Raw genomic sequence first — 24,881 nt, 5'->3', positions numbered from 1 at the left:
GGAAATGCCCTTGAAACTGCGTCAAAATACACACCTTGTGTATTTCCCACGGGGAAAATTCGAAAAATGTTACTCAGTTCAAAGTCCGGGTGAGAAGCCATGCGCCCTGAGAGTCCCTTCCCGGAGCGATGGTGGTGAGGTCAGCGACCCAGGTAGTCCATAAGCCAGGTCATGGCCGGGCGGGGAGTGCCGTTATCGTAAATCAGGCCGCTGCCTTCGACCCAGGTGCGATCGACCACATAGCCCCACAAAGTGATGCCGACCACCGAGGGATGGTTGTAGAACAGAGGGAACTGCTCCTGCATGATCTGCAGCTGCGCCTGATCACTGGTTTCCGCGATGTCGTATTCGGAAATGTAAATCGGCAAGCCCAGATCGGCCACGCGGTTCAGGTTGGCTTCCAGATCACTCAAGGACCAGCTTTCCAGTCCGTGCGCCTGCAATCCCAGGGCGTCCACCACACCGGCTTCCACCGCGGGGCGGGCCATCTCGATGAACTCGGCATTGTTCCAGCTCAACACGTTGTAGTCGTTCAGGATCAGAATGGAGTCCGGGCAATACTGCCGCGCCAGTTCAAACACCCGGATGATCCAGTCACTGCCAAAGGCGCGCTCCGCGTAACCGGCCGGGGCGTGTCCGGGGGTGGACTCGTTGACCACGTCGATCATTGCGGTCTCCGGGTAGCGCTGGCAGAAATCGCGAATCCATTCCTCGATTTCTTCCGCCTGTTCGGCCGGGCTCAGTGAGTCGATCCAGCTGGGGTACTGACTACCCCACACCAGCGTGTGGGCCTTGAAGGGAATGCCGTTCTGCTGGGCGTACTGGTAAGCCTGATCCTGGCCACTCCAGTTGTACACATCGCGGGAGGTTTCTACTGAGCCCCATTTGCCCTCGTTCTCCGGAGTGATCTGGTCCCAGTACTGTACGAAATCTGAGCGGACGTTGCCGGAGGTTGTGATATTGCCGACGAAAAAGTCGTGGTCGATCACACCCCCGTTACCACCATCCTGGGTCTCGCCGATTACCGAGAAATCATCGGCGTAGTAACTCGCGGACCCATCATCGGATTCGATAATGAAATGCTCAAAGGGCGTCCCGCTTTGAGTGTAGGTACCGCTCAGCTCGACCCAGCCGGAGGCGGAACCGGTCGCTTCGGCGACCCGGCTATACTCCTCGTAGGTGGAAGAATCTGAATCGTCCTCTCGCTTGGCGGTGAGATAAAGTGTCGCGTCGGCGGCACCCGCAGCCAGCTTCACCCAGACAGACACGTCATACTCGGCGTCATTGCTCAGCGCCGACGGCGAGAACGTCAAACCGTGCCAGGTGTCGCTACGGTTGCTGATCAGCGCACTGGCGGAGCCGCTGCGGGACTGGTCCGTGCTGCGGCTCAGGTCCCCGGCTGTGGTGGACCAGTTGCTCAGGCCTGATTCCACTCCGCCGTTGCTGGCGAGGTTGTCGCCATTTTGGCTCGATGTGCTGCTCGACTCGCTGGCACTGGAGGTTTGGCTACTGGAAGAGGACGATGTGGGCGGCGGATTGGTGCGGTCCGCGCAGAAGCCGATGCTGGCATCGCTCTGGCCGGGCTGCAGAGTGTTGTTCCAGCCTGCGCCGGAGACATTGAGCAAGTCGCCATTTTGGCTCCAGGTACCGTTCCACAGGTTGGTGATGCTGCCCTCGATCTCGATGCTCAGGCTCCACTCCACCGGTGCGCTGGTGTTGTTGGTGACTGTCAGCGCTGCGCAGTAGCCTCCACCCCAGTCGTTGGTGATCTCGATGCTGCCGGCCACATTGCTGTCATTGTTCCCATCGGAGGAGTTGCTGTCGGAACTGCTTTGGGAGCTGCTGGAGCTGTCGCTGCTGGACGAACCATTGCCGGAGCCGCCGGTGAATCGGTACCAGTTCAGGTTGTGGCCGGCAGTGGAGCGCAGGTACACATCGTGCACACCAGTGACTTCCGTGAAATCAACCGACTGGGTTTGCCAGTTCTGCCAGCCGCCGGTGTTACTGACCTGCAGCGTAGCGACAGGTTGGCTGTTGACATCATCAAGCAGAATTTCCAGGCTGGAGTCGATATTGGCCGCCACTCGGGCGTCCAATCCGGTGGCGCCGGAGCCAAAATCAACGCCGGTTATTTTCACCCAATCACCCGGTCCCATTTCCAGGTTGAGAGTCCCTTCGCTGGCTGGGGCGGTTTCAATGCCGTTCTCGTTGTCAAAGGTCTCCGCCTGATTGATGGCGAAAGCGTCGACGTATTTCAGTTGTGGTACACCGCTAGGCCCGGCATTGACCGGCTGCATGGAGCCGTCGCCGCCAAAGGACAGAAGGTCGGCGTTGATGGAGCGTTGGTAAGTGCTGTCGCCGCGCTCATTGGAGACCGCACGATTGTGGTAGAACATGTACCACTGCCCTTCAAACTCCACGGCGGACTGGTGGTTATTGTTGTTATTGTTTTCCCAGGGGTTGGGCAGTACCGTGCCACGGTGGACAAAGCCGGTGGTGGGGTTGTTGCTGGTCATATAATCAATGGCCAGCCCGCCGGCGGTATCGGTGGAGTAGGTGAGATAATAGGTGCCGTTGCGCTTGTTCATCGACAGCGCTTCAAAGAAATTCGGGGCATCAATGCTGATCGCCGATCCACTGGTGCTGATCATGTCGTTGTTCAGCCGAATCACCCGGGCATTACCCGGACCACCGCCGCCAAAGTACAGATAAGCCTGACCGTCATCGTCGATAAATACGCCGGGGTCAAACACCCAGTCGACGTTGCCGTTGGGGGTGTTTCGGTCCACCAGCGGTCCGCCGATCGGGTCGGTGTAAGGCCCTTCGGGGTTGTCGGCCACCGCGACACCAATGGCGTTGGCGCCGTCCGGGAAATAGAGATAATACCGACCGTTGCGCTCAATAAAATCCGGCGCGTAGGCAAGGTTTGCCCAGGATGTATCCGTGCGCGAGTTCCAGATGATGCCGTGATCCTGCCAGTTCACCATGTCGTCGGAGGAAAACAGATAGTAATCCACCAACTGACTGTAGTCGGATTGATCGTCCTGGTCGTGGGTGACGACCACGTACACGCGCCCGTCAATCACCCGCGCCGCCGGGTCGGCCGTGTAAACGTGGGATACCAGCGGGTTATCACCGTGGCTGATCAGTGGTGTCATCAGAAGACACAGGGGAATAAACAGCCGCAGCCAATGGCCTGCGTTCGCTAAGTGGTTCATGATTAGCCTCACTATGGTTATTCTTGAAAAGGATGGTCCGGAGCAGAGCCCGGACCGAAAGCATAGGAAGGCAAGCACGCCGAAACTGGCACAACCTCGCAATTTTTTGAGAGGTTGCAGTAATTAACAGAATTCCTTTCAATTTTGAAAGGAAACATCCGCCATGAAGAGAAGTGAGACTAGTTCGTCTGTTCTTCGGGATTCTTTGGGCGACACAGGCTCTGAAAGGTTTTGGGTGGGCAGCCGTACTCTTCTTTGAACAACTTGTTGAAATAGGAGACGTTGTTATAACCCACGCAGTACGCCACTTGGGAAATGTTGGCGCCAGAGTTCTCCGATAACAGGCGTGCCGCCTCGGTCAATCGAAGCCGCTTCAGGTAAGCGGTAAAGGTCAGGCCCAACTCTTCTTTCAGAATTTCGTTGACCTTGGTGCGGTTGATGCCAAGCGTCGCGGCGGTGGAGTCCAGTGTCAGCTCGGAGTTGGCGTACTCCGTGGCGATATGCCGCAGAAGGGCACTTTTGTCTTTGTCTTTCTGAGGTTCGATGGAGAGCTTCTTGTAGGCAATCAGAGGTTGATCCCGCTTTATTTTTTCTTTCAATACGGCGGTTTTTACCGAGATGTACGCGCGGGTTACCCATGCGAGGAAGAGCGCCCACAGGGCCAGGCTGACGCCCACACTGGCGTATAGATAACCGGGCCGGCTGCCAATCAGGTTCAGCTCGTCGATGCGGACCTGAGACAGAACATCGACAGGACTTTGTAGGGAGTTGATGAATGCCAGACCCATGGTTTTGTCCTGGCGGTAACCTCGCTCGCTAAGCTCAAGACCATAGCGATCCAGCCACCAGTCAGGCGTGATCAGCTCTTTCAGTTCCAGGGTTACGGTTTCCCAGCGGTTATCGCAGGAAAATGCGGTGGACGAGACTCGTCGGGTATCTTGGTGAAGCGGATCGGTGACCTGGTCGTCATAGCTGAACAACGCAAACAGCAGGACGTTGCGCGGCGCGCACAGCACGCGGAACGAGATGCTGTGATAACCGGTCAGATCCACCATGTGATGGGCCTGCTCCGGCTTGATGAAGTACAGGGAGAAATGGGTGTACGGAAATGACTCCTCAGGATCCAGCATAAACTCGTAGTCAAGTGTGCCAGCCTTACTCTTGATCGATAGCCAGGTGTCTCCAGTGGGGTTGCGGGGTTCTATCGCCGGTGCCCACAGGTACCCGTCGTCATCGGCTGGGAAGAGTGAGGTATTCAGTTGCGACTTGGCATAGCCGCTATAGATGATTGTCGCAGTGGCCGCCAGCAGCACCAGAAAGGCTGCCATGGATCGCCGGTAAAACGTCAGCATGGTCGAGTCATTTTATGAGTTTTTGGTCGAATCTGGTCTATTGTACTATAAGTTATCGGTCTATTGCTCGTCCTCGATCATCTCCCGCTGACGGCGGTACTCCTCATACTCTCCGGTAATCTCGGACAGGCAGCGCTCTCGTTGCCCACTCGGCATCTGATTGCACTCGTTGATCTGCCCCTGGCGAATACCGTCATACACGCCGCGCTCGGTGAAGGTGCAGCCTGCAAGGCCCAGCGCAAGCAAGGTCATCCCGGCGATCTTGAAAAGCCTGATGGATATCACAAAGCATTTCCTCTCGGTCTGTTCGTTGCTGGATAAAACTCACCGATTTTTCACCCGCATTGTGCACAATTTATTGGTAGAGCGCATAAGGTGAAGGTTCCGCACAGTTTCTGTGGAGCTCATCACGATATTGCATCGTGTTTTTAACTAGCATTGACGGAGCTGCCGTGCGTTTTGGCTTGCCCGTCACGTTCCTCAGGAGGAATGCACCATGCCAATAATAGTCCGTCTGTGCCTTTGCCTGTTGGCTGCCCCCGCCCTGGTCTACGCCGGATCGCCCCAAAGTGACGAAAGCGCGTCGGGCGATCAATTTGATTGCTTGATCAATCCGGCCGTCAGCGGACTGGTGTCCTGTTTGCCGCCCGAAGATCATACCGCTCAAGGCTATCGCTGGGATATGGGAGATGGCGCTGTTTATACCAGCGATGGCACCGAGCCCTATATCTATCACACTTACAGTAAGCCCGGTGAGTATACCGTGACGCTGACGATCAACCGAGGCCAAGCCAGCGCCCACTCAGAGACTGTATTGTCCATACCGGAGCCGCTGGACGCCAATACTTCACGTCAGTTGGCCAGAGGCCACCTCCGATAAACGGATCAGATCAGTGACGCCCATATTGTGCCGGGCTAATGGGTAGCCTGGGGTTGAATTCGCTCTTCGCCCCTCAGCGTTAAGACCTCATATCCATCGGCCGTCACCGCGATCGTATGCTCCCACTGGGCGGACAACTTTTTGTCCGCCGTTACTACGGTCCAGCCATCGCGTTTGGTTTTTACTTTCGCCTTGCCCTGGTTGATCATGGGCTCAATAGTGAATGTCATGCCTTCCTTCAAAACCAGGCCTTTGCCGGGCACACCAAAGTGCAGTACCTGTGGGCCTTCATGCATTTCCTGGCCGATACCATGGCCGCAGTAGTCTCGGACCACGGAATATCCCTTGTCCCGTGCATGCTGTTGAATGGCATGGCCAATATCACCCAGTGTCGCACCAGGCTTGACCGCCTGAATGCCTTTCCACATGGCCTGGTAGGTTTCATCCACCAGTCGTCTGGCGACGGGAGATACGTCGCCAATCAGGTACATCTTGCTGGAATCTGCGATATAGCCGTTCTTCTCCAGCGTGATATCGACGTTGACGATATCCCCGGCTTTCAGCTTGTGTGTCTCCGATGGCATGCCATGACAAACGACCTGATTCACCGAGGTATTGAGCACATAAGGAAAGCCGTACTGGCCTTTACTGGCCGGTCGGGCATTCAGCTTATCCACAATAAACGCTTCAGCCAGGTTGTTAATCTCCATGGTGGATAGGCCCTCCCTGATCAACGGGTCCAGGTAGGCAAACACGGAAGCCAGCAGGCGCCCGGACTCGCGCATCAGGGCGAGCTCCTCTGCGGACTTGATGTGAACATCACTCACGGGCGAGCCCTTTCAGTTCCACCTTGGCATTTTGCACCAATCGATACATCTCAGAGGCGGCCAACAGAAAGGCGCCCACGCCAAAATTGGCAGTGGATTCGGCGTCGACAACCTGGCCGGGTATGGCTCGCTCACCAATGGGCTGAATATAGCCGATCTTGCCACTCCCCTGCAGCGCTGTGTCGCTCAGGTACTGCCAGGCGTTCAGGGCGACAGGCAAGTAAGTATTTTGATCGAGTAGGCCATTGTTGATGCCCCACAGGTAGCCGTAGGTAAAAAAGGCGGTGCCGCTGGTTTCATAGCCGGGAGCGTGCTCCGGGTCGAGCAGGCTGCGCGTCCAGTAGCCACCGGGCTGCTGCGCATCGGCCAGGGTGGCCGCCATTTTCTGATAATCCGCCAGGTATTCATCCCGATGCCTATGGTCCTCGGGCAGGTCCGCCAGCACCTTGGCCAGGCCGGCAAAGACCCAGCCATCGCCCCGGGCCCAGAAATCCTTGTGACCATTCAGGCTCTTATGTTCAGGGTAAACGTACTTGGCATCGCGAAAGAACAGGCCGGTTTCTTCGTCGTACATGATGCTTTTGGCGTAGGTGTAGTATTCGTGCAGCTTTTCAAGGTACAGCTCGTCGCCAGTGACCTGATAAAGCTTGGTCATGACCGGCATCACCATGTACAGGCCATCGGCCCACCACCAGTAGTCATCCGCATCGGTGGCCATCTGGTATTCCATGACCTCGATCGCGCGCGCAATCTTTTCGCGATCTCCGGTGATTTCATAAAGGTCGATGTAGGTCTGAAAGCAGATTTGCCAATCACCAAAGAGGACAAAGTCGTCGGTTTCGCCGTAGCTGTATTTCCACTCTGACGGCTGATCGGACTTGGCGCCCATCCACCCGTTCCGCTCGCCCCAGCGCAGCGAATAATCAAGGTAGTCCTGATTGCCCGTCACGAAATAGGCTTCCATGTTGCCGGTGTGGTAAGCCGCGTGTTCCCAGAAAGCCCAGCCGGGTTCCGGATGCTCTGACTGCCAGTAATCATTGGCGCGGGTAAGCTGTTCCAGTACGACCTCGGCTTCCGGCAGAACATGAGTGGGAAGGTCGTCGTGAGTTGTACAGGCGTTCAGGAGGAGTAGTGCAGCAAGCGCAATAAGAAAGTTGCGAAGAGGATAAAAGTTCATGCGATATCCATTCTGGTTGATCAGTGGTTGTAATGTCTGATTATATTGATTACGCTTATCTTAATTGTATTACAAAAAGGACGCAAATAATGATTGGTACACCTGGTGCGCTCGCCATCGTCGCTCTGTTGATTAAGTTGGGTTTAATTGTAGGGCTTGCTGTTGCCGTAGTAATGGCAGTGCGAGCTTTACGCAAAAGCGCTCGTGAGCAGGCGAGAATTGCGGATCAGCTAGAGGAAATCCAGCGCGAACTGAAGAGATAGCTACCTCCCTTCAGGTTCGCGGCTTGAATAACGCTACGCTGGCGCTTGAAGATGTTCTTTGGCAAAGGTAATAATTATTCACTCTTTGATTGAATAATCGATCACAAATACATCCTCCAGGATGTCGAGCTCCTCCATCAGCGCCACAAACTTTTTGTGCTCTGGGTGCGGCAGGTACTCGTCTCTGGCTTCTGCGTCGTCGAAGGTGACAACATAAACGTGGGTGAACCCTTTGTTCAAGCCTTCCGGGCTGTTATTAATGCCGTCTTCATAGGAGGCGATCCCAGGAATTTTATTCTGTAACGCACGGAAGGCGCTGGTTACCTGATGAATATCACTCTCGGCGGCCCCTTCTTTATATTTGAAGGCAACAATATGCCGCACTGGGTCCTCGGCGGCATGAGCTGTGCTCACTGCGGCGAGCATGGAGAAAATGGCGAAAGCCAGGAATCGGACGTTATTTTTCATGGTGTTGACCTTTTTGTTGGGGGCATCATTTCTGGCCAGACCTAAGGTAGATCTGCCAATTTATCATATAAATTAATGATGACATCCCAGGCGAAGCCACGCAAGCCCATCAGGTGGCCCGGCCACCACTCCACCGCATCAGGTTCAGAAATTCGCGACGCGTCTTGGGACCATTGGTGCGGTAGTGGGGATCCGGGTGCTCGCGGTAGTGGGCTCGAGCCAGAGAGATGTTGTCTTTGCCGACCAGCTGGCGGATCAGTGACTCGTCAATCTCGTAGGGCACGAGGGCATTGAGGCCAAAGATCTTGCGCTTGATCTCTGGTGTCAGCCCCTGGTAGCCGTGTTTTTCCCGTACTGCTTCGGCAATCTGGAAGGTACGGAACGCCTGAATCTGGTCCTGGGGCGAGCCGTACCAGATAGAGTCGGTGCCCCAGAGCACATTGTCCTCCCCCAGGTATTTGATCAACTTGCCCAGAGTATGCGCGGCGGAGTCGGGGTCGCGCATCAGAAACCGCCAGGTGGAACCCAGTTCCGCGTAGACGTTGGAGTGTCTGCCAAGGTCGTTCTCGACCACCGTCTTGATCAAGGAGTCGACGCCTTCGTTCCGGCTAGGATCATAGGGCCCCTCGGCCTGTCCGGGCACAAACCCTGAGTGATAGACCAGAAACTTCAGATCGGGGTAGCGCTTGGCGACCCGACCAATGTCGTCGCACAGGGAGTGTTCATAGGACTGGGGTCCGAAAGGAATGCCCTTGTGTATGACGATGATTTTCACGCCCAGTGCGCGCGCCTTCTCCAGAAAAGGGATGCCGGTGTCCTCGTCGTCAAGCCAGTAGCCCGTGCCGTCCGGCCCCCATTGGGTATAGGTCTTCCAGGCGACCACGCCGAATTCCTCCTTCAGTCGGTCCATGTCCTCCAGGTCGCCGTCCTGATTCGGATTGACCCGCCCGTGCAGGTACAGGCGGTGGCGATTGTCTTTCATCTGATTGACAATCGATCGCGCGGCGGACGCTTCCTCAATGGTGAGTGGCTCCTCGTCCCGCTTCGAGGGCACGAAGGAGAGCACCATCAGGTCGGTGTCGGAATCCATGAACACATCCTGGATAAATGCATCCGGGCCCAGGCACTGCAGGTAAGAGCGGTCCTCCTTGCCGGTGGCCAGGGCACAGCCGGCCTGCTCCATGCCGGACAGAGGTCGGGCGTCCTCCGGTATCTTGTCCAGCCAGGCCCCAGTGGGATTCACGAAATGACCCTGCACATCGAAGATGAATTCATCCCCTTCCAGCGCCTCGGCGGCGGCATACTTATCAAGCCCGGCTTCAGACGCCAGGGAATAAAAACCAGCCCCACGCCCGGCCGCCGCCTGAGCCGCATTGAACGCCAACAGGGTGGTCGCCGCGCCGCAGGCGGACACCAGCAGCTCCCGTCGGCTGACACCGAGTCGGTGCGCGTTGGCAGAAGCGGCTTCGTGCGCCATGCGGTTGGCCAGCTTGCTCGTCTTGTCCAGCGGGATAGGCACATACTCTCCATTACTGGTGCTGTCCAGCTTGATGGGCAGGCGTGTGCCCTCGGGATCGTGAACAAATTTCATGGTTGGCTCCTGATTTCAGGAATTAGGAACAGCTTGGCCTTGGTGGGGCCGGAAGGAATGTATGGTAATTAGAAGGTATAGACGGGCGGAGAGCGGTTTTCAAGCGGGTGGGTGTAGAATGAAATGGGTGCCATGAAGACGTTGGAGGTGGAAGCGTCTCGGCGGGAGATTGTTAAAGGTTCAAAGTTCATCCAAGGGCCGGAGCCGGCCCTTGGATATGGAGGCGATTAAAGCGAATGAGTATTCTGAATTGCAACTACGGCGAGTAGTGCTGCACGGTTTCTGTTATCGCGGGCCGGTGATTTGTCTAATCGCTTGCTGAGCATGGTAAGTTATTCGCTCAATTAAACGAATTAGCACTTTTCGCATGAATGCTTGGGTTAGTTCCTTGGTGGTTTCAATTACAGGCATACCCAGAACACGCATGATTTTTTTCAACAAGCGGACTACCCAGAAGCTGACATCCTTTGACGTATCTGCACCGGTTTTAAGAGCCCAGGCAATTTTGTCTGCGAGAGAATGCAAACCAATAAATGTGGCTTGTGCAACTACCAGCCCTCCCAGTAAGACCTTGCGTAATACCCAGATAGTAGCGGCGTTCAACCAATCCCATATGGTAGGATCGGCGGCGTTGGGTTGATGGTCAGAACGGAGCCATTGTTCAATGACATGATCAATCTGAAACGGCGCAAGAGGTCCTTGGAGCGACGCCCACGTGGATTCTTTTACCGCGTTACGATAACCCTTGATGTCATGAGCCTCAGTGGAAACAATGCTTTGGGATGAATGGAGCTGGTATCCGGTATCGGAAACCGGCGTGTGGGTATAGGGAAAGACCGGAATCATGGGGACCGGGTCAGTTTTGTGGTACACCCGATAGATATTTTGCTCCTTGAGCCGGATTCCCGCTTTTCTGGCGAACCAGAAACCACCGACGCGCGGAGCACCGTATGAGTACAGTATGACTTTTCTTCCATAGTTTTTCTTGACCCAGTCTGCGGCTAAGTTGGCGACCGCACCGCCAAGGCTATGCCCGAGAATATGGATGGTGGTCTTAGACGTTACGTTTTGGTGTAGAAATTGTCGAATATCACCAAGAAGGCTCCGAAATATCTGATTGAAACCAATATGCACAGGTAACCCGGTTTGGGAGAATTCAAGCCCGATCCGGGCATTGCTGATCCAGTCCGCACTGTTGTTGGCGTTGGTGGAGCCTCTGAAGATCAGAAAGACGTCTTCTTTGAACCGACCGCTGCCTTTGGCGCAGACGGCGAAGGCGTCTTTGGCCGCCCTGATGAACCTACCGCCTACGTTGGCATTCATGGACGTCTTACGTTCGGCGTCGATAGAAAATAGAGGGTCATTCAGTAGTGCGCCCACAGTCAGCTCGTCCTGAACCAGGTAGACCCGACTAGCGAGATTTGAAGACTCAAACGGTGTTAGGGTAGGCATTATTCATTCCTTTGATTTAAATGAATTAGTTCCAGTGGCACAACGTATAAAGCAATCCGTCTTCCAGCTCCATAGTGGCAGGTTCACCGGTTAATTCGCAGTGGAGGGCTTCCGGCTTCTTGCCCAGTTCACCATAGAGCTCCCGATGAGATGTTCCCAAGGACCAAATAACGGTTTCTTCCCCTTGGAAGCGAACGGTGATCTTCTGGTGAATCACAAAACGGGAAAGTGGCGAAATTCTGACTTCATCCTCCCTGACGGGTAACAGGAAATGCCCAGACTTGTCGGTCTCGACCGTACGGGTTTCGCCGTTTTCGTCTTTCCAGCGTAGAAACTGCTCGACCTGAGCGCCTGCGGCGGGCGTCCCGTGGTGAGTAATGATGCCTTCAACTGGGGAGGCAACAACGATATTCTGTTTTTCGCCAAACAATGACATAGCAAATCCTTTTTTAGAAAGCATAAGTGGGGCTGCCGCGAGTGTCGACACTAGCGCCAAACCAATAGCAATCAATTTGATAGGGGAGGCGTGCACAGTGACACTCCGTGTTCAGTAGTCATATCCGTCGCAATAAAGAAATATCTTAACAACCCTCTAATTTGGCTTCTGTGAACCAATTAACAGTGTGCTGAGCAATGGTCATAGCAACAGTAGCAGGCATTTTGCCTTGATGGTGGCGCAGTATTCAGAACTACTTGGTGTGTGCGAGATCCTTGTCGCAAGAGGATACGAAAGCGGTGTCGTATGGGGGCACAATAGAAGCACCCGTATTCCTGCATCGGCCGGGTTCTTGCTATCCCCAGCCCAGAAGTCGACTGGACGAACGTATTCCAGTTTTTTGTGCGCCATCTTAACTCAACATCACGACCTGATTTCTACCATCGCGCTTACCGACATAGAGCATGTTGTCCGCCCGGGTAATCAGCGCATCCAGATCATCGTCGGCGTTGGCGACCGCTATACCAATGGTGACGCTCAGTCGAAGATCGCTCATTTCTCCGTCGAGTATCAGCGCGGCGACATTCTCCTTCAACCGCTCTGCCACGGCTTGCGCATTGATTGAATCAGTGTTCGGCAGCGCCACCACAAATTCCTCGCCTCCGAAGCGGCCAATGATGTCGGTGGGGCGCAATGAGTGCCGACAAACGTCGGCGACTTTGGTCAACACTCGATCACCACAGGTGTGGCCCCAGGTATCATTGACGTCCTTGAAGTGGTCGATATCGATCATGAACAGACAGAAGGGAGGCTTTTCCAGCTGGGAGCGCTGCAGCAGCGCTTCGGCCCGCTTCATAAAGTGTCCCCGGCTATTGACGCCTGTCAGTGCGTCATGTTCGGCGACCATGCGTAACTGGTCTTCCAGTGACTTCCGGTGTGCAATCTCGGTTTGCAGTTGTCGGTTTTGGTCACGCTCCTCGTTCAGCAGCGTAAATTGCTGGCGCTGTAGAAACTCCACTCGCAACAGGGCGCAATAACCGACGATATTGGCCATGACCAACAGAAGGCCGATACGGAGTGTAACGGCAGGTGATATGCCGACATAAATAATAGCCGCCCACAAAAATCCAATACTCAAACTGACGCTTGCTATTGCCGCCACCGTAAGCAAATTGGGAATAAGAAGGTAAAAGGCCATTATCGCGACGACGGTGGACGTTACCTGAGTCGAAAAACTGTCTGGGCGCAGGGGGACAATCAGAATAATACCTGCCGCGAATATCCACAGCGGCAAGGCATGCAGCCATACGCTTCGTGAGTACCCGCCTCTCCGCCCAATGATAAAAGCAAGCGCGAGGCATGAGCTGACCACAACAATGCGCATGGTCAACAATAGATAATACTCTCGGGTGAACCCCAGTAGGTTGTAGTCGCTGATGCCAAACATGGCAAAGACGGCGGACGCCACAATCAGTGCGAGACGCGATTCAAACCGGACTCTCTCGCCGATCGAGTCACGGTACTGTGTTTCGTTACTGGAGTCGAAAAACTGACCCGTGAGCCAGTGTATGTCATTGTGTTTATGGTGTTGTGACAATGGTCTGATGTCCCCGGTTGTGATCCCGATTCGTGTTATGCGTTGCCTACAGTGTAGCTCGTCCACCAGGGTTAGTTACGTCGCCGTTTCAGCCGGTACATACTGTCATCCGCATGGCTCAATAGGGTGTCGGCGTCTTCTCCGTCCCCAGGATAGCAGGCTACGCCGATACTGCAGGACGGTGTTTTGATAGTGCCGAACTTGGCACCCAGGGGCGCTGTCACGGCGGCGATGATTTCCTCAACCTTGTCGTAAACGGCTGCCACCGACTGGATGTCCGTCAGTAGCACCGTGAATTCGTCGCCACCCATCCGGGCCACCGTGTCCGTCTCTCGAACGCAACCTTTCAGCCGTTCGGCAATCATACAGAGCACCCGGTCACCCATGGCATGGCCATGGGTATCATTGATGTACTTGAAGTCATTGAGATCCAGAAACAGCAACGCCAGGCGGCTCTGGTGGCGGTGGGCAGAACGCAGGGCCGACTCGAGTCGATCATGGAACAACAATCGGTTGGTAAGCCCTGTCAAGGGGTCGTGATGAGCAAGGAAGCGCAGTTTCTCCTCGGCCTGCCTCAGAGCCGTCACATCCCGCGCCACACCGATCCGCACGCCGTCCTCTTCGGATAAACGGGCAGACCAGAGGATGTAAACAACAGTGCCATCTTTGTGGACGTAACGGTTACAGAAGTCGTTATGGGGCTGACCGTCCATGACTCGGACAATGGACGCTCGCGTGGCTTCGAGGTCATCGGGATGCACATAATCGGTGATCGGCGTACCCATCAGCTCATCCGCACGATATCCCAGTAATGCCTCACACGCATCAGTCACAAAAACGATCCGGTCGTCCAGATCGACGACGAACACAGCGTCCAATAACAGATTGGTCAGCTTGGGGAAAAGTGCCTTCAGATCAACGGGCATGGTTCAGGTGCATCTGGTGATTCATATAGGTCGGATATTGGCAGGCCTTGTTAATAGTCGTATGGCAACTTGCCCATATAATTCGTGTTATACAGGAATCAAGTTCAAACGTCACCGCCGCACCAACTCCTGCAACATCCCCTCCAGCCCATTCACCTTCACCTCATACATCAACGCCAGCTGCCGCCCCAATTTGCTGTTGGGAAACCCCTGCCCATGAAACCACACCAGATAGGGTTCCGGCAGTTCCAGCAGCTTGCGCCCCTGGTATTTACCAAAGGGCATAGTCTGGTTGACGGCGTCGAGCAGGTCTTGTGGATTCAGGTCAGGGTTCATCGCAAGGTCTGTATAAAGGCCAGAAGTATCAGCAGTGGGCAGATGATGCGCACGTAAAAGGGCCAGATTTTCCAGAACAGGCTGTGCTCGATGTCCTGGTGGCCGGCTTTGAGTTCGTTGAGCAGCTGGTTGCGGTGCATGATCCAGCCGACGAACAGGCACAGGGCGATGCCCAGCAGCGGTTGGCTGTATTCGGTGGTGAGCGAGACGGTGGCGTCGAACAGGGTGCTCATGTTGGCGATGATCAGTGCGCTTATGACGAAGATAACAGCGCCGATGCTCCAGGCGGCGCCGGAGCGCTTCAGGCGGGTGCGTTCGGTGACCACCGAGACCGGCGCTTCAAGCATGGAAATAGAGGAGGTGAGGGCGGCGATGCTCATCAGGGCAAAGAAGGCGACGCTCAGCCAGGTGCCGGCCCCGCCCATGTTCGCGAACAGGCTGGGAAGCACCTGAAAAATCAGACCGGGCCCGGCGAGCAGTTCGCCGTTATCGCCGTAGATGGCGATACCCTGATGTTGGGCGACGTACATGGCGGGCAGAATCAGCAGCCCGGCGGTGAAGGCGATGCTAATGTCCAGCAGGGTGACGGCGGCGCCCATGCGCGGCAGGCTGTCGTCTTTGCGCAGGTAGGAGCCGTAGATCAGCATGGTGCCCACGCCCAGCGAGAGCGAGAAGAACGCCTGGCCCATGGCGCTGAGCAGCAGGCCGGGGTCCGCCAGTTGGCGGAAGTCGGGGATCAGGTAGGTTTTCAGGCCATCGGTGGCGCCGGGTTGCACCAGAACGTAGAGAATCAGCCCGAGCAGAATGATAAACAGCAGAGGCATCAGTCGGGTGGACCAGGCTTCGATGCCATCTTCCACGCCTTTGGCGATGATGGCCACGGTAAAAGCGGTGAAGATGCCGCACACCAGCAGGTTGCGGACTAGGCTATCGCCGCCCAGCCATTGTTCGGCGCCGCTCCAACCGATCAGGTGCGCCACGGGTTTGCCGAACTCCGCCAGCATCCACCCGGCGACGATGGCGTAAAAGCTCAGAATCAGCCCGGCAATCAGCACGCCATAGTAGCCCACGGCGCGGCCGAGGCGCTTGGTGAGGGGGCGCTCGCCCAGTTGGTCCAGGGCGGTGACGATATTGGCGCGGGCGTGGCGGCCGATCACCAGTTCGGCCATCAGGGCCGGGTAGGCGAGCAGGAAGGCGAGTACGAGGTAGGCCAGCACAAAGGCGCCCCCGCCGTTGCTGGCGGCTTGGGTGGGAAAACCCCATATATTGCCCAGCCCCACTGCGGAGCCGGAGGCGGCCATCAGAAAGCCGATTTTGGAGGAAAACTGTCCGCGGGGTTCGCTCATGCCGTGGCCTTTGTCCTGGGCGCGTTTATGGTTGTTTCTGGCTGTCGGGGGCCAGTTTATTGGCTTTTGGGTCCAGAGTCATTAGTATCAGGGGCTGCATCGAACCGACAACAGGAGACAGTTCCCGTGGCAGACACTCTGAAGACACAGGTTTTGGTATTGGGTGGCGGCGTAGGCGGCTACTCGGCGGCCTTCCGGGCGGCGGATTTGGGAATGGACGCGGTCTTGGTGGAACGCTACCCCAGCCTGGGCGGCGTGTGCCTGAATGTGGGCTGTATTCCCTCCAAGGCGATGTTGCACGTCGCTCAGGTGATCAATGAGGGCACCCACGGCAAGGACATCGGCGTGACCTTCTCCAAGCCCAAGATTGATCTGGATGAGATCCGCAAGTTTAAAGAAGGCGTGGTGGGTAAACTCACCCAGGGCGTGGCCGGTATGGCCAAGCAGCGCAAGGTACAGGTGGTGCAGGGCGTGGGCGAGTTTGTAAGCGACCACAAACTGAAAGTCACCCACGATGGCAAGACCACTGAGGTGGAGTTTGAGAATGCGATCATCGCCGCCGGCTCCCAGCCGGTGAAGCTGCCCTTCATTCCCCATGACGACCCGCGGGTGTGGGATTCCACCGACGCGCTGGAGCTGCCCGAGGTGCCCAAAAAGCTGCTGGTGGTCGGTGGCGGCATTATCGGTCTGGAAATGGCAACGGTGTACAAAGCCCTCGGCAGTACCGTGGATGTGGTGGAGTTCGCCGATCAGCTGATTCCGGCGGCGGACAAAGACCTGATGCAGGTGTACAGCAAGTACAACAAGGACAACTTCAATGTGATGCTGTCCACCAAGGTTACCGATGTGAAGGCCAACAAGACGGCCCTTAAGGTGAGCTTTGAGGGCAAGAACGCGCCGGACAAGGACCAGAACTACGATGCCATTCTGGTGGCGGTGGGCCGTGCGCCCAACGGCAAGAAAATCGGCGCCGACAAGGCGGGTGTCGAGGTGGATGAGCGCGGCTTTATCCACACCAACGAGAAGCTGCAGACCAATGTGCCGCACATTTACGCCATTGGCGACATCATTGGCCAGCCGATGCTGGCGCATAAGGCCAGCCACGAGGGCCATGCCGCCGCCGAGGTGATTGCCGGCCACCATATTGTGGAACCGCGCTGCATTCCCTCCATTGCCTATACCGATCCGGAAGTGGCCTGGGTGGGCCTGACCGAGAAAGAGGCGAAGGAGCAGGGCGTCGAGTATCGCACGGCGGTGTTCCCCTGGGCGGCCAGTGGTCGGGCCCTGGGTGCCGGCCGCAGTGAAGGTAAAACCAAGCTGATTTATCGCAAGGAAAACGATCAGCTGTTGGGCGCCGGTATTGTCGGGTTGAATGCCGGGGAGTTGCTGGGTGAGTTGAGCCTGGCGCTGGAGTTCGGCGCCTCGGCCGAAGATCTGGCGATGACGGTGCACGCGCATCCGACCTTGCACGAGACGGTGGGCCTGGCCGGGGAGTTGGCGGCCGGAACCATTACCGATTTGCCGAATCCGTTGGCCAAGAAGAAGTAGGTCGGATTAGGCCGCAGGCCGTAATCCGACGCTGGGTGCGGGATGTCGGGTTACGCGCTGCGCGCTAACCCGACCTACGAGACTACTTCTCAAACGCACTCACAGTCTGGATGCTGCCGTCTTCGTTGTGAATCAACTCGGCCATCTTGATGTTGCGCAGGTGCGTCTCACCGCCCGAGATTTCACAGTCGTGGTAGAACAGGTAGTACTTCCCGTCCTTCTCCACCACTGAGTGGTGGTTGGTCCAACCGAGCACCGGCTCCAGCATGATGCCCTTGTAGGTGAAAGGCCCATAGGGGCTGTCACCCGTGGCATAGGCGATGCAGTGAGTGTCGCCGGTGCTATAGGAGAAGTAGTAAGTGTCCTTGAATTTATGTACCCAGGGGCCTTCAAAATAGCGTCGGGCGTTATCGCCGGTTTTCAGCGGTTCGCCGTTTTCATCCAGCAGCAGAATATCCCGTGGCTCTTCGGCGAACTCGAGCATATCGTCGCGCAGCTTGGCGATTTTCGGGCACAGGGCCGGCTCGTCGTCGGCGGGGTACTGGTCCTGCTGGCTGAAGGTGCCGTTGACCCAGCGCTGCAACTGGCCGCCCCAGATGCCGCCCCAGTACAGGTAGTAGTCGTCACCGTCTTTGTACACGGCGGGGTCGATACTGAAGCTGCCTTTGATGGCTTCGGGCTGCGGCTCAAAGGGGCCTTCCGGGCGATCGCCAACGGCAACACCCAGACGGAACACATCGTCCGGATCTTTGGCGGGGAAGTAGAAGTAATACTTGCCGTCCTTCTCAGTGCAGTCCGGCGCCCACATCTGACGGGCCGCCCAGGGGACGTCGTTTACCGACAGCGCCAGGCCGTGGTCGGTCACCTCCCCGAAGGGCTTGTCCATGGAGAACACATGGTAGTCCTCCATGCAGAAGTGTGAGCCGTCATCATTGAATGGCACCCCGCCCTCCACATCGTGAGACGGGTAGATGTAGATTTTTCCCTCGAACACATGGGCCGACGGGTCAGCGGTGTACATGTGCGTCACCAGTGGCGCCGAGGAGAACTTCTGCTGAGATTTGGGGTTGGTGTCGGTCACGTGATATCTCTCTTTTTGGTCAATCATCTATTGAGTCAAACGTCGAACGGAACGGCGCCGGGCTGAGTTACCAGTGCCACAGCGTTCCGTCTTCCAGTCGGTTAACGGGGAGGCTGGCCCGCTTGTAGGGGTACTTCGCCGCCTCGACTTCGTCGATGTCCACGCCGTGGCCAGGAGTCTCTCCCGGCGTGAAAAAGCCGTCTTCGAATTGGTAGGCGCGGGTGAACACAGACTCCATCAGCTCGCTGTGGGGCATGTGTTCCTGCACGCCGAAATTGGGCACCCAGTAATCGAAGTGCAGGGCCGCGCCCATGCACACCGGAGACAGATCGGTCGCTCCATGGCTGCCGGTACGCACACCCCAGAGGCTGGCAAAGTCGGCAATACGGCGCATCTGGGTAATCCCGCCGGCGTGAACCACGCTGGTGCGGATGTAGTCGATCAGTTGGTTCTGGATCAGCTCGCGGCAATCGTGAATGCTGTTGAAGATTTCGCCCACCGCCAGGGGGGTGGTGGTGTGCTGGCGGATCAGCTTGAACACGTCCTGGTTCTCTGCCGGTACCGCGTCCTCCAGCCAGAACAGGTGGTAGGGCTCCAGCTCTTTACCCAGGCGCGCGGCTTCGATCGGCGTCAGACGGTGGTGCACGTCGTGCAACAGGTGCAGGTCCGGGCCGAATTCGCGGCGGATTTCTTCAAACACCCGGGGAATGAAGTTCAGGTACTTGTGCGTGGACCAGCTCTCTTCCGAGGGCAGATCGGCATCGGCAGGCTCATAGGCCTTTCCGCCCTTGGGCACGCCGTAAATCTTGTCGATGCCGGGAATGCCGCACTGCACGCGAATCGCCTGATAGCCCTGCTTGCGGGCTTTTTCAACGGCGGCCAATGTCGCTTCAATGTCCTCGCCATTGGCGTGGGTGTAAGTCATGATGCGGTCGCGGCTGCGGCCACCCAGGAGCTGGTACAGGGGCATATTGGCCGCTTTGGCTTTGAGGTCCCATAGGGCGACGTCCACACCCGCCAGCGCCGTCATGCCCACGGGACCGCGACGCCAGTAGGGGCCGCGATAGACAAACTGCCAGATGTCTTCAATGCGTTGGGCATCGCGGCCGATCAGGGCGGGCAGCACGTAGTCTTCCAGGTAAGAGACCACGGATTTCTCCCGGCCGTTCAGGGTCGCATCTCCAATGCCGTAGAGGCCGTCTTCGGTCGTGATTTTCACCGTCACGAAGTTGCGGCCCGGGCACGTCAGTATGACTTTGGCGTCGGTAATTTTCATAGTGTCATGCTCATTCGTTGTCGTCCTTTGCGCGCTCAGCGGCGTTCGCTCTGCGGTGGCCCCAGGTAGCTGGGTTTCAGACCACCGGTGTCAATCATCAACTTCTGCAGCGTGACCGCCGGGTCGACCCGATAGATCCGCAGGGTGTGCAGCCCCGGCTCGCGGATTGTGTGGGTGCTCACCGAGCGACGCACACCGTCACTGACGGCGGTTTCCCAGGCTTCGCTGCTCAGGTCTTCCAGGATGTCTACGACCTGGGGCTCGGCGTCATCAAAGGCGATGGCATAGCGCAAGCCGCGCCCCGGTACCAGGTTCAGGCTGGGGGCAAACAGCCCATGTACGTCAAATTCACCGGTGCTGAAGAAGTAAATGTCGTACTCAACATAAGGGCTTTCGGCCGGATCTTCAAACTCTGTGTCCGAAATCGGGAAGGTGCTGATCGACGATTGGGTGCGCCCGTGCTGCGGAATCACCTCCCAGCGGTGTCCACTCCGGTCCTGTTTACGATGGAAATTCCCGGCTTCAATGCTGACGTAGCCATTGGCTTCCACGAAGCCTTTCACCTGTCTGGCCACGCGGGGGGCGGGTTTGAAGGTTTCCACCTGCACGCGGGCGCCGCCCCAGCCGGTGCCCTTCACAAATACGTGACCCTGGTGGGAGCCGGCCGGTGCCTGATCCCAGTCGATACTGACCTCCAGGGTGACCAGCTCGTTCACGGTGCCTTCGCGCTGGCTGACCTGAATCCACTCGTCACTGGGTTCAGCGCTGAAGTCGAACGGTGCGGTGCCTTTGTTGAATACCTCAATCCGGTGGCTCTTCGTGCCATAGGGGCTGAAGGTGGGCAGCGTGTAAGCGCCGGGTACCGGCCAGGCCTTCTCCATGCCTTCCACGGCCACGCCCATGTCGGGTTTGCTGTGGGGCTGGTAGTCGTAGATCAGCGGCGCGGTGTTCTCCGGCGGGTTGTTCCAGTGGGTGTAGCCAATGCGCGGCTGGGACATCATATGATTCCACTTACCGTCACTGATCTCGGTGTGGTAATGATCCTCCAGCTCGGCATCGTGGCGGAAGCGCTCCCGGGCCAGTTGCCCGTATTTATTGGCGTTGGCCCGACCCTGCTCGGCAAACAACTGGTTGCGGGCCTGGTCGATATACATGCGGGTGACGTTGGCGCTGGCGCGTACCAGGTGGCGCACCAACTGATCAAAGGCATCGCGCCGAGCCTCTGGCAACTGCGCATAAATGGCGTCGGCCTGTTCGGTGAGTGCAGCCAGCTCCTGCTCGATACGTTCGGCTTCGCGATAGTTCAACAGGCTGTAGGTATCGGCACTCTGTTGCTCGGGTTTGCGACGGCCATTGTGCCGGGTGTAGCCAGTCACCAGTTCGGCGATGGGCTCGGCGAACTCGGCGCCGAATTCCCGCTCGGCCCACAGGCGTCCGAATTCCGGCAGGCGCTCGCGGTTCCAGTACTCCGGGTCCCAGGCCATGCGAAGGAAAAATTCGGTGGGGTATTCCATGGGCTTGATGTCGCCCACGTTGACGATCCAGATGCGGTCGGCTTCGTATTCCCAGGCCAGATTCATCTGTTCCCAGACTTTGGCGATCGGGGTCACGTTGATCCAGCGATAGGAGCGAGGCCCGCCCACATAATCGAAGTGGTAGTACACACCGGCGCCGCCACTGCGGTCGCGTTCTTCCGGGGTCGGCAGACGGCGGATGTTGCCCCAGTTATCGTCCGCCCACAGCAGGGTGACGTCGTCGGGTACTCGCATGCCTTTTTCGTAGAAGTACTGAACCTCTTTATAGAGTGTCCAGACCTGGGGAACGTCTTCAATGGGGCGATCGTCAAACACGTTTTTCAGAATCTCGCGCTGGTCGTCGACAATACGCTCCAGCAGTTCGATATTCTGGCCTTCACTCATGGGGGTGTCGGCCTGGCCGCGCATGCCCAGGGTGTAGACGCTTTCGTAGGGTTTGTTGCGCTCGGCGCCATCCACCCAGAACTCGTACAGGTTGTCCGGGTTGGTGGAGTATTCCCAGGGGCCTTCGCCGTAGCGGTTCCACTCTTTGTCGGCGCGCATCATCGGCTCGTGATGGGAGGTGCTCATCACAATGCCGTACTCGTCCGCCAGAATCATGTTCTGCTCATCGTCGTCGGCAAAGGCGTTGTTCCACATGGCGGGCCAGAGGAAGTTGCCTTTCAGGCGCAGAATCAGCTCGAACACGTGTTCGTAGAAGTCGTGGTTGTAGTCGCCGTAGTTTTCCTGCACCCAACTGGTCAGGGCGGGGGCTTCATCATTGATGAAGATGCCCCGGTACTTCACTTTCGGTTGGTCCTGCAGGTTCAGATGACCATCGATGTAAAGGTGGTCGTGTTGCTGTGCGGGTACATCGGCGAACCAGTACCAGGGAGACACCCCGATTTCCTCGGACACATCGTAGGTACCGTAGATGGCGCCGCGCTTGTTGGCGCCGGCAATCACCAGCGCCTTGTCCAGGCCGGGCAGGGGGTTTTCCACCACTTCCATATGGTAGGCATCCCACTCGCCCTCAATAGGGGAGACATCCAGCTTACCGGCCTCAACCAGCTGTTGAATCAGGGAGCTGCCGCTGAGGGTACCGATGATCACCCCATGGCTGCCAAGCCCTTCGGCGCTGCGCACGATCTGGGGCTGCTTTCCCGTCACCCGCTGGATGTCGGCTTGAAGATCGCGCACCGCGCGGCGAACGCCGGGATCATCACTGGGATCGACGTAGAGGTTGGCAATGTGTTCCTTGCCGACCAGGCTCAAGGCGCCCGCTGACGGGCTGTGGCTGACGTAGTCAGGACCTTCCAGTGCCAGTGCCGCGGGTGCGGTTGCCAATAAACCGCCGAGCAGGGTGCCGGCCAGCGTTCGGGTTATCAACATAGCTAAATCACCAATCGAAAATAGTGGCGGATTGGCCGCTCAATTATCTTCTAGTCAAACAAACAATAAGATTAAATGAGTCGACCTCGGATTACAAGGGACAAAGAGAAACGGGGTCAAGTAGGCCCGCCACCAGATATGGTGAGCTTCGATTACCTGGTTTCCTGTGTCCGCATTGCACGGTCAGGCGTCTTCCGCATGGGAGTTTTCTATAGATGGGCATCCTTGATGCAAGATGCGCCATATATGTCGATAAATGTCCCGAATGTTCCGGAAGTCGCACTGAATGTTCTTTCAATCGTCAATTATTAAAATCTGTTCTTGCAATATTATTGCACACATGCATACAAGTATGTTGACTCAGCCAAATAGTCCATGAAACTATTTATGCGCCACATTGCTTGTCGCCGGCGCTGTCCGATGCCTCTCTAACAGCTACGCTGCCCAGTAGCCTTTCTTGGTGTGCCGCAAGGCGTCCGGCTGCCCATGTAAATTTGGCATGCTCAGTCAGGTGCACATGAGTTGCTTAGCCCCTGCTCCGAGCATTCTCGGGTTGCCGTAGGCAAAGCTGGCTAGCGCTCAAGTGTGGCCTCTGGGGCGCACCTTGATTTGATTCATCAATACAGCGGGTAATAGTCTATGAAAATATCAGCTTTCTTCTTGCGGCAGTGGCTCCTTGTGGCCGCTCTTTTTGGAGCGGTAACGACTTCCGGGTGTGTGACCAATGTCCAACACCCTGCCACTGCTGACAGGCAACAGTTGCTCGAAACCGGCCAGCATAGCGATGCTCGACAACGGATGTTGGTGCTCACTGATATCGAGGCAGACCCCGATGATGCTCAAACTCTGGTGCGCCTGCTGCTCTACGCCAACGAGATTGAGTTACAGGGGCTGGTGGCCACAACGTCCGTGCACCAGAAAACAATGGTTGCCCCGGAATCTATACACCAGGTGATTGATGCCTACGAAGAGGTGTTTGTCAACTTGTCACAGCATGCAGAAGGCTACCCCGATCCCTCAGAACTCAGGTCGCTCGTCAGCCAGGGGTTACCGGTTTACGGAATGGCGGCAGTGGGTGATGATATGGATTCCGAGGGCTCGGAAAAAATCATCGAATTGCTGGAGCAAGACGATGACCGGCCCTTGTGGATTTCTGTTTGGGGCGGCCCCAACACCCTGGCACAAGCCCTGTACAAACTGCGGCAAACAAAAAGCGAAAGAGAGCTGGACCGGCTGATCAGTAAACTACGGGTTTACACCATTTCAGATCAGGACGATTCGGCAGCCTGGATTCGCGAGAACTTTCCCGACTTGTTCTACATCGTCAGCCCTGGCGGTTATGGCGCTGCGACCTGGACGGGAATAAGCTCGGTGGTCGAGGGCACTGACAACTCCACCATCAGTAATCGCTGGCTTGCGGAAAACATCCAGCAATCTCACGGTCCTCTGGGAGCACAGTATCCGGACGTGGCTTATGGCATGGAAGGCGACACACCCTCATGGCTGAATCTTGTGCCCAATGGCCTCAATACGCCTGAACGCCCGGACTGGGGCGGCTGGGGTGGCCGGTACGAGCTGGACATTCCCGACCTGGAGGATATGGACCCCGACGGCTTCACAGGTGGTGTTTCTGTCGAGCCGGAAACCCGACCTATATGGACCAATGCCGAAGACACCTATACTCCGATGGTCTACTCCGACTTTGGGCGGTCGCTAAAACCCGCCGGTAAGAGCTTTGACGGTTACCGGGTGACCCTCTGGCGCTGGCGGGACGATTTTCAGAACGATTTTGCTGCCCGCATGGACTGGTCGGTAAAGCCATATTCGGAAGCTAATCACCCCCCGGTACCGGCGCTAAATCACCCCGCGAGAATTTCGGTGCGCTCAGGCAGCTATTTTCATCTGGATGCCCGTAATTCGCGTGACCCCGATGGCGATAGTCTGCAGTTTTTGTGGTTCAACTACCCTGAGGTGGGCAGCATGCCCACGTATCCGGTGGAGATAAACAGTGCCGAGAATATGGCACGGGTACACGTTCGAGCGCCAGAGGTAGAAGAAGAGCAGGAACTGCATTTCATTTTGAAGGTAACCGATCGAGGGAGTCCACGGCTGACCCGCTATGAGCGAGTGATCGTAACCGTAACTCCCTAGCGATTAAGTGGGCTCATCGGAGAAGAGGGGCGATACGCCTCTCTTCTCCG

Annotated in this window: 20 protein-coding genes; 4 read left to right on the top strand and 16 right to left on the bottom strand. The window is 56.8% G+C overall.

Going from position 1 to position 24,881, the window contains the following annotated elements:
• Positions 1 to 140 precede the first annotated feature (140 nt).
• The 3 genes from EDC38_RS13285 to EDC38_RS13275 all read right to left on the bottom strand — a co-directional run bounded on the left by EDC38_RS13285 (position 141) and on the right by EDC38_RS13275 (position 4,822).
• A complete protein-coding gene (locus EDC38_RS13285; RefSeq protein WP_123639066.1) occupies positions 141 to 3,218 on the bottom strand; it encodes an endo-1,4-beta-xylanase in 3,078 nt (1,025 codons plus the stop codon).
• Between the two features lie 179 nt (positions 3,219 to 3,397).
• Positions 3,398 to 4,570, bottom strand: a complete 1,173-nt coding sequence (locus EDC38_RS13280) for a helix-turn-helix domain-containing protein (protein WP_123639065.1) — start codon at positions 4,568 to 4,570, stop codon at positions 3,398 to 3,400.
• A gap of 60 nt (positions 4,571 to 4,630) precedes the next feature.
• Complete coding sequence (locus EDC38_RS13275) at positions 4,631 to 4,822, bottom strand: hypothetical protein (protein WP_123639064.1); 192 nt, start codon at positions 4,820 to 4,822, stop codon at positions 4,631 to 4,633.
• A gap of 244 nt (positions 4,823 to 5,066) precedes the next feature.
• Between EDC38_RS13275 and EDC38_RS13270 the strand changes: the two genes are divergently transcribed.
• Positions 5,067 to 5,450 carry a PKD domain-containing protein gene (locus tag EDC38_RS13270; protein ID WP_123639063.1) on the top strand — a complete coding sequence of 128 codons (384 nt, stop codon included), beginning with the start codon at positions 5,067 to 5,069 and terminating at the stop codon, positions 5,448 to 5,450.
• Positions 5,451 to 5,485: 35 nt separating this feature from the next.
• Here EDC38_RS13270 and map read toward each other — a convergent pair whose 3' ends face one another.
• Both map and EDC38_RS13260 read right to left on the bottom strand, forming a co-directional pair.
• A complete protein-coding gene (gene map, locus EDC38_RS13265) occupies positions 5,486 to 6,277 on the bottom strand; it encodes a type I methionyl aminopeptidase (protein WP_123639062.1) in 792 nt (263 codons plus the stop codon).
• Positions 6,270 to 7,454, bottom strand: coding sequence for a glycoside hydrolase family 88/105 protein (locus tag EDC38_RS13260; protein WP_123639061.1), 1,185 nt, complete (start codon positions 7,452 to 7,454; stop codon positions 6,270 to 6,272). The genes map and EDC38_RS13260 overlap by 8 nt, the downstream gene beginning before the upstream one ends.
• 32 nt (positions 7,455 to 7,486) lie before the next feature.
• On the opposite strand from EDC38_RS13260, the gene EDC38_RS13255 reads away from it, so the two are divergent.
• Positions 7,487 to 7,717, top strand: coding sequence for a hypothetical protein (locus EDC38_RS13255; RefSeq protein ID WP_123639060.1), 231 nt, complete (start codon positions 7,487 to 7,489; stop codon positions 7,715 to 7,717).
• Positions 7,718 to 7,795: 78 nt separating this feature from the next.
• Here the strand turns inward: EDC38_RS13255 and EDC38_RS13250 are convergent, their stop codons facing one another.
• The 8 genes from EDC38_RS13250 to EDC38_RS13215 form a co-directional block, all read right to left on the bottom strand.
• The gene (locus tag EDC38_RS13250) at positions 7,796 to 8,185 is read right to left on the bottom strand and encodes a Dabb family protein (RefSeq protein WP_211331133.1); all 390 of its coding nucleotides are present in this window, start codon (positions 8,183 to 8,185) and stop codon (positions 7,796 to 7,798) included.
• Between the two features lie 109 nt (positions 8,186 to 8,294).
• The gene (locus tag EDC38_RS13245; RefSeq protein WP_123639059.1) at positions 8,295 to 9,776 is read right to left on the bottom strand and encodes an amidohydrolase family protein; all 1,482 of its coding nucleotides are present in this window, start codon (positions 9,774 to 9,776) and stop codon (positions 8,295 to 8,297) included.
• Positions 9,777 to 10,061: 285 nt separating this feature from the next.
• Entirely contained in the window at positions 10,062 to 11,228 is a 1,167-nt protein-coding gene (locus EDC38_RS13240) for a lipase family protein (RefSeq protein ID WP_123639058.1), read from the bottom strand.
• A 25-nt stretch (positions 11,229 to 11,253) separates the two neighbouring features.
• Positions 11,254 to 11,760 (bottom strand): DUF6795 domain-containing protein, encoded by a 507-nt coding sequence (locus EDC38_RS13235; RefSeq protein ID WP_123639057.1) that lies wholly within the window; start codon positions 11,758 to 11,760, stop codon positions 11,254 to 11,256.
• A gap of 316 nt (positions 11,761 to 12,076) precedes the next feature.
• A complete protein-coding gene (locus EDC38_RS13230; RefSeq protein WP_123639056.1) occupies positions 12,077 to 13,261 on the bottom strand; it encodes a GGDEF domain-containing protein in 1,185 nt (394 codons plus the stop codon).
• Positions 13,262 to 13,332: 71 nt separating this feature from the next.
• Positions 13,333 to 14,187: a sensor domain-containing diguanylate cyclase gene (locus EDC38_RS13225; RefSeq protein ID WP_123639055.1), complete on the bottom strand. Its 855-nt coding sequence runs from the start codon at positions 14,185 to 14,187 to the stop codon at positions 13,333 to 13,335.
• A 111-nt stretch (positions 14,188 to 14,298) separates the two neighbouring features.
• Positions 14,299 to 14,523 carry a DUF3820 family protein gene (locus EDC38_RS13220; RefSeq protein WP_238559268.1) on the bottom strand — a complete coding sequence of 75 codons (225 nt, stop codon included), beginning with the start codon at positions 14,521 to 14,523 and terminating at the stop codon, positions 14,299 to 14,301.
• The gene (locus tag EDC38_RS13215; protein ID WP_123639054.1) at positions 14,520 to 15,869 is read right to left on the bottom strand and encodes a sodium-dependent transporter; all 1,350 of its coding nucleotides are present in this window, start codon (positions 15,867 to 15,869) and stop codon (positions 14,520 to 14,522) included. Before EDC38_RS13215 ends, EDC38_RS13220 begins: the two co-directional genes overlap by 4 nt.
• A gap of 126 nt (positions 15,870 to 15,995) precedes the next feature.
• Between EDC38_RS13215 and lpdA the strand changes: the two genes are divergently transcribed.
• Positions 15,996 to 17,417, top strand: coding sequence for a dihydrolipoyl dehydrogenase (gene lpdA / locus EDC38_RS13210; protein ID WP_123639053.1), 1,422 nt, complete (start codon positions 15,996 to 15,998; stop codon positions 17,415 to 17,417).
• Between the two features lie 82 nt (positions 17,418 to 17,499).
• Here lpdA and EDC38_RS13205 read toward each other — a convergent pair whose 3' ends face one another.
• The 3 genes from EDC38_RS13205 to EDC38_RS13195 form a co-directional block, all read right to left on the bottom strand.
• Positions 17,500 to 18,438 (bottom strand): glycoside hydrolase family 43 protein, encoded by a 939-nt coding sequence (locus EDC38_RS13205; protein ID WP_246004454.1) that lies wholly within the window; start codon positions 18,436 to 18,438, stop codon positions 17,500 to 17,502.
• Between the two features lie 127 nt (positions 18,439 to 18,565).
• On the bottom strand, positions 18,566 to 19,774 hold the full coding sequence (manD, locus tag EDC38_RS13200; protein ID WP_123639051.1) for a D-mannonate dehydratase ManD: 1,209 nt from the start codon (positions 19,772 to 19,774) through the stop codon (positions 18,566 to 18,568).
• 35 nt (positions 19,775 to 19,809) lie between these two features.
• Positions 19,810 to 22,680 carry a glycosyl hydrolase 115 family protein gene (locus EDC38_RS13195; RefSeq protein WP_123639050.1) on the bottom strand — a complete coding sequence of 957 codons (2,871 nt, stop codon included), beginning with the start codon at positions 22,678 to 22,680 and terminating at the stop codon, positions 19,810 to 19,812.
• Between the two features lie 717 nt (positions 22,681 to 23,397).
• On the opposite strand from EDC38_RS13195, the gene EDC38_RS13190 reads away from it, so the two are divergent.
• Positions 23,398 to 24,831 (top strand): DUF1593 domain-containing protein, encoded by a 1,434-nt coding sequence (locus EDC38_RS13190; RefSeq protein WP_246004440.1) that lies wholly within the window; start codon positions 23,398 to 23,400, stop codon positions 24,829 to 24,831.
• The last annotated feature ends 50 nt before the right edge of the window (positions 24,832 to 24,881 follow it).

The organism is Marinimicrobium koreense, from assembly GCF_003762925.1.
In the GTDB taxonomy this organism is placed as follows: Bacteria; Pseudomonadota; Gammaproteobacteria; order Pseudomonadales; family Cellvibrionaceae; genus Marinimicrobium; species Marinimicrobium koreense.
The sequence above is the reverse complement of the archived record's forward strand: the minus strand, read 5'-3'. Positions and strand labels throughout refer to the sequence as shown.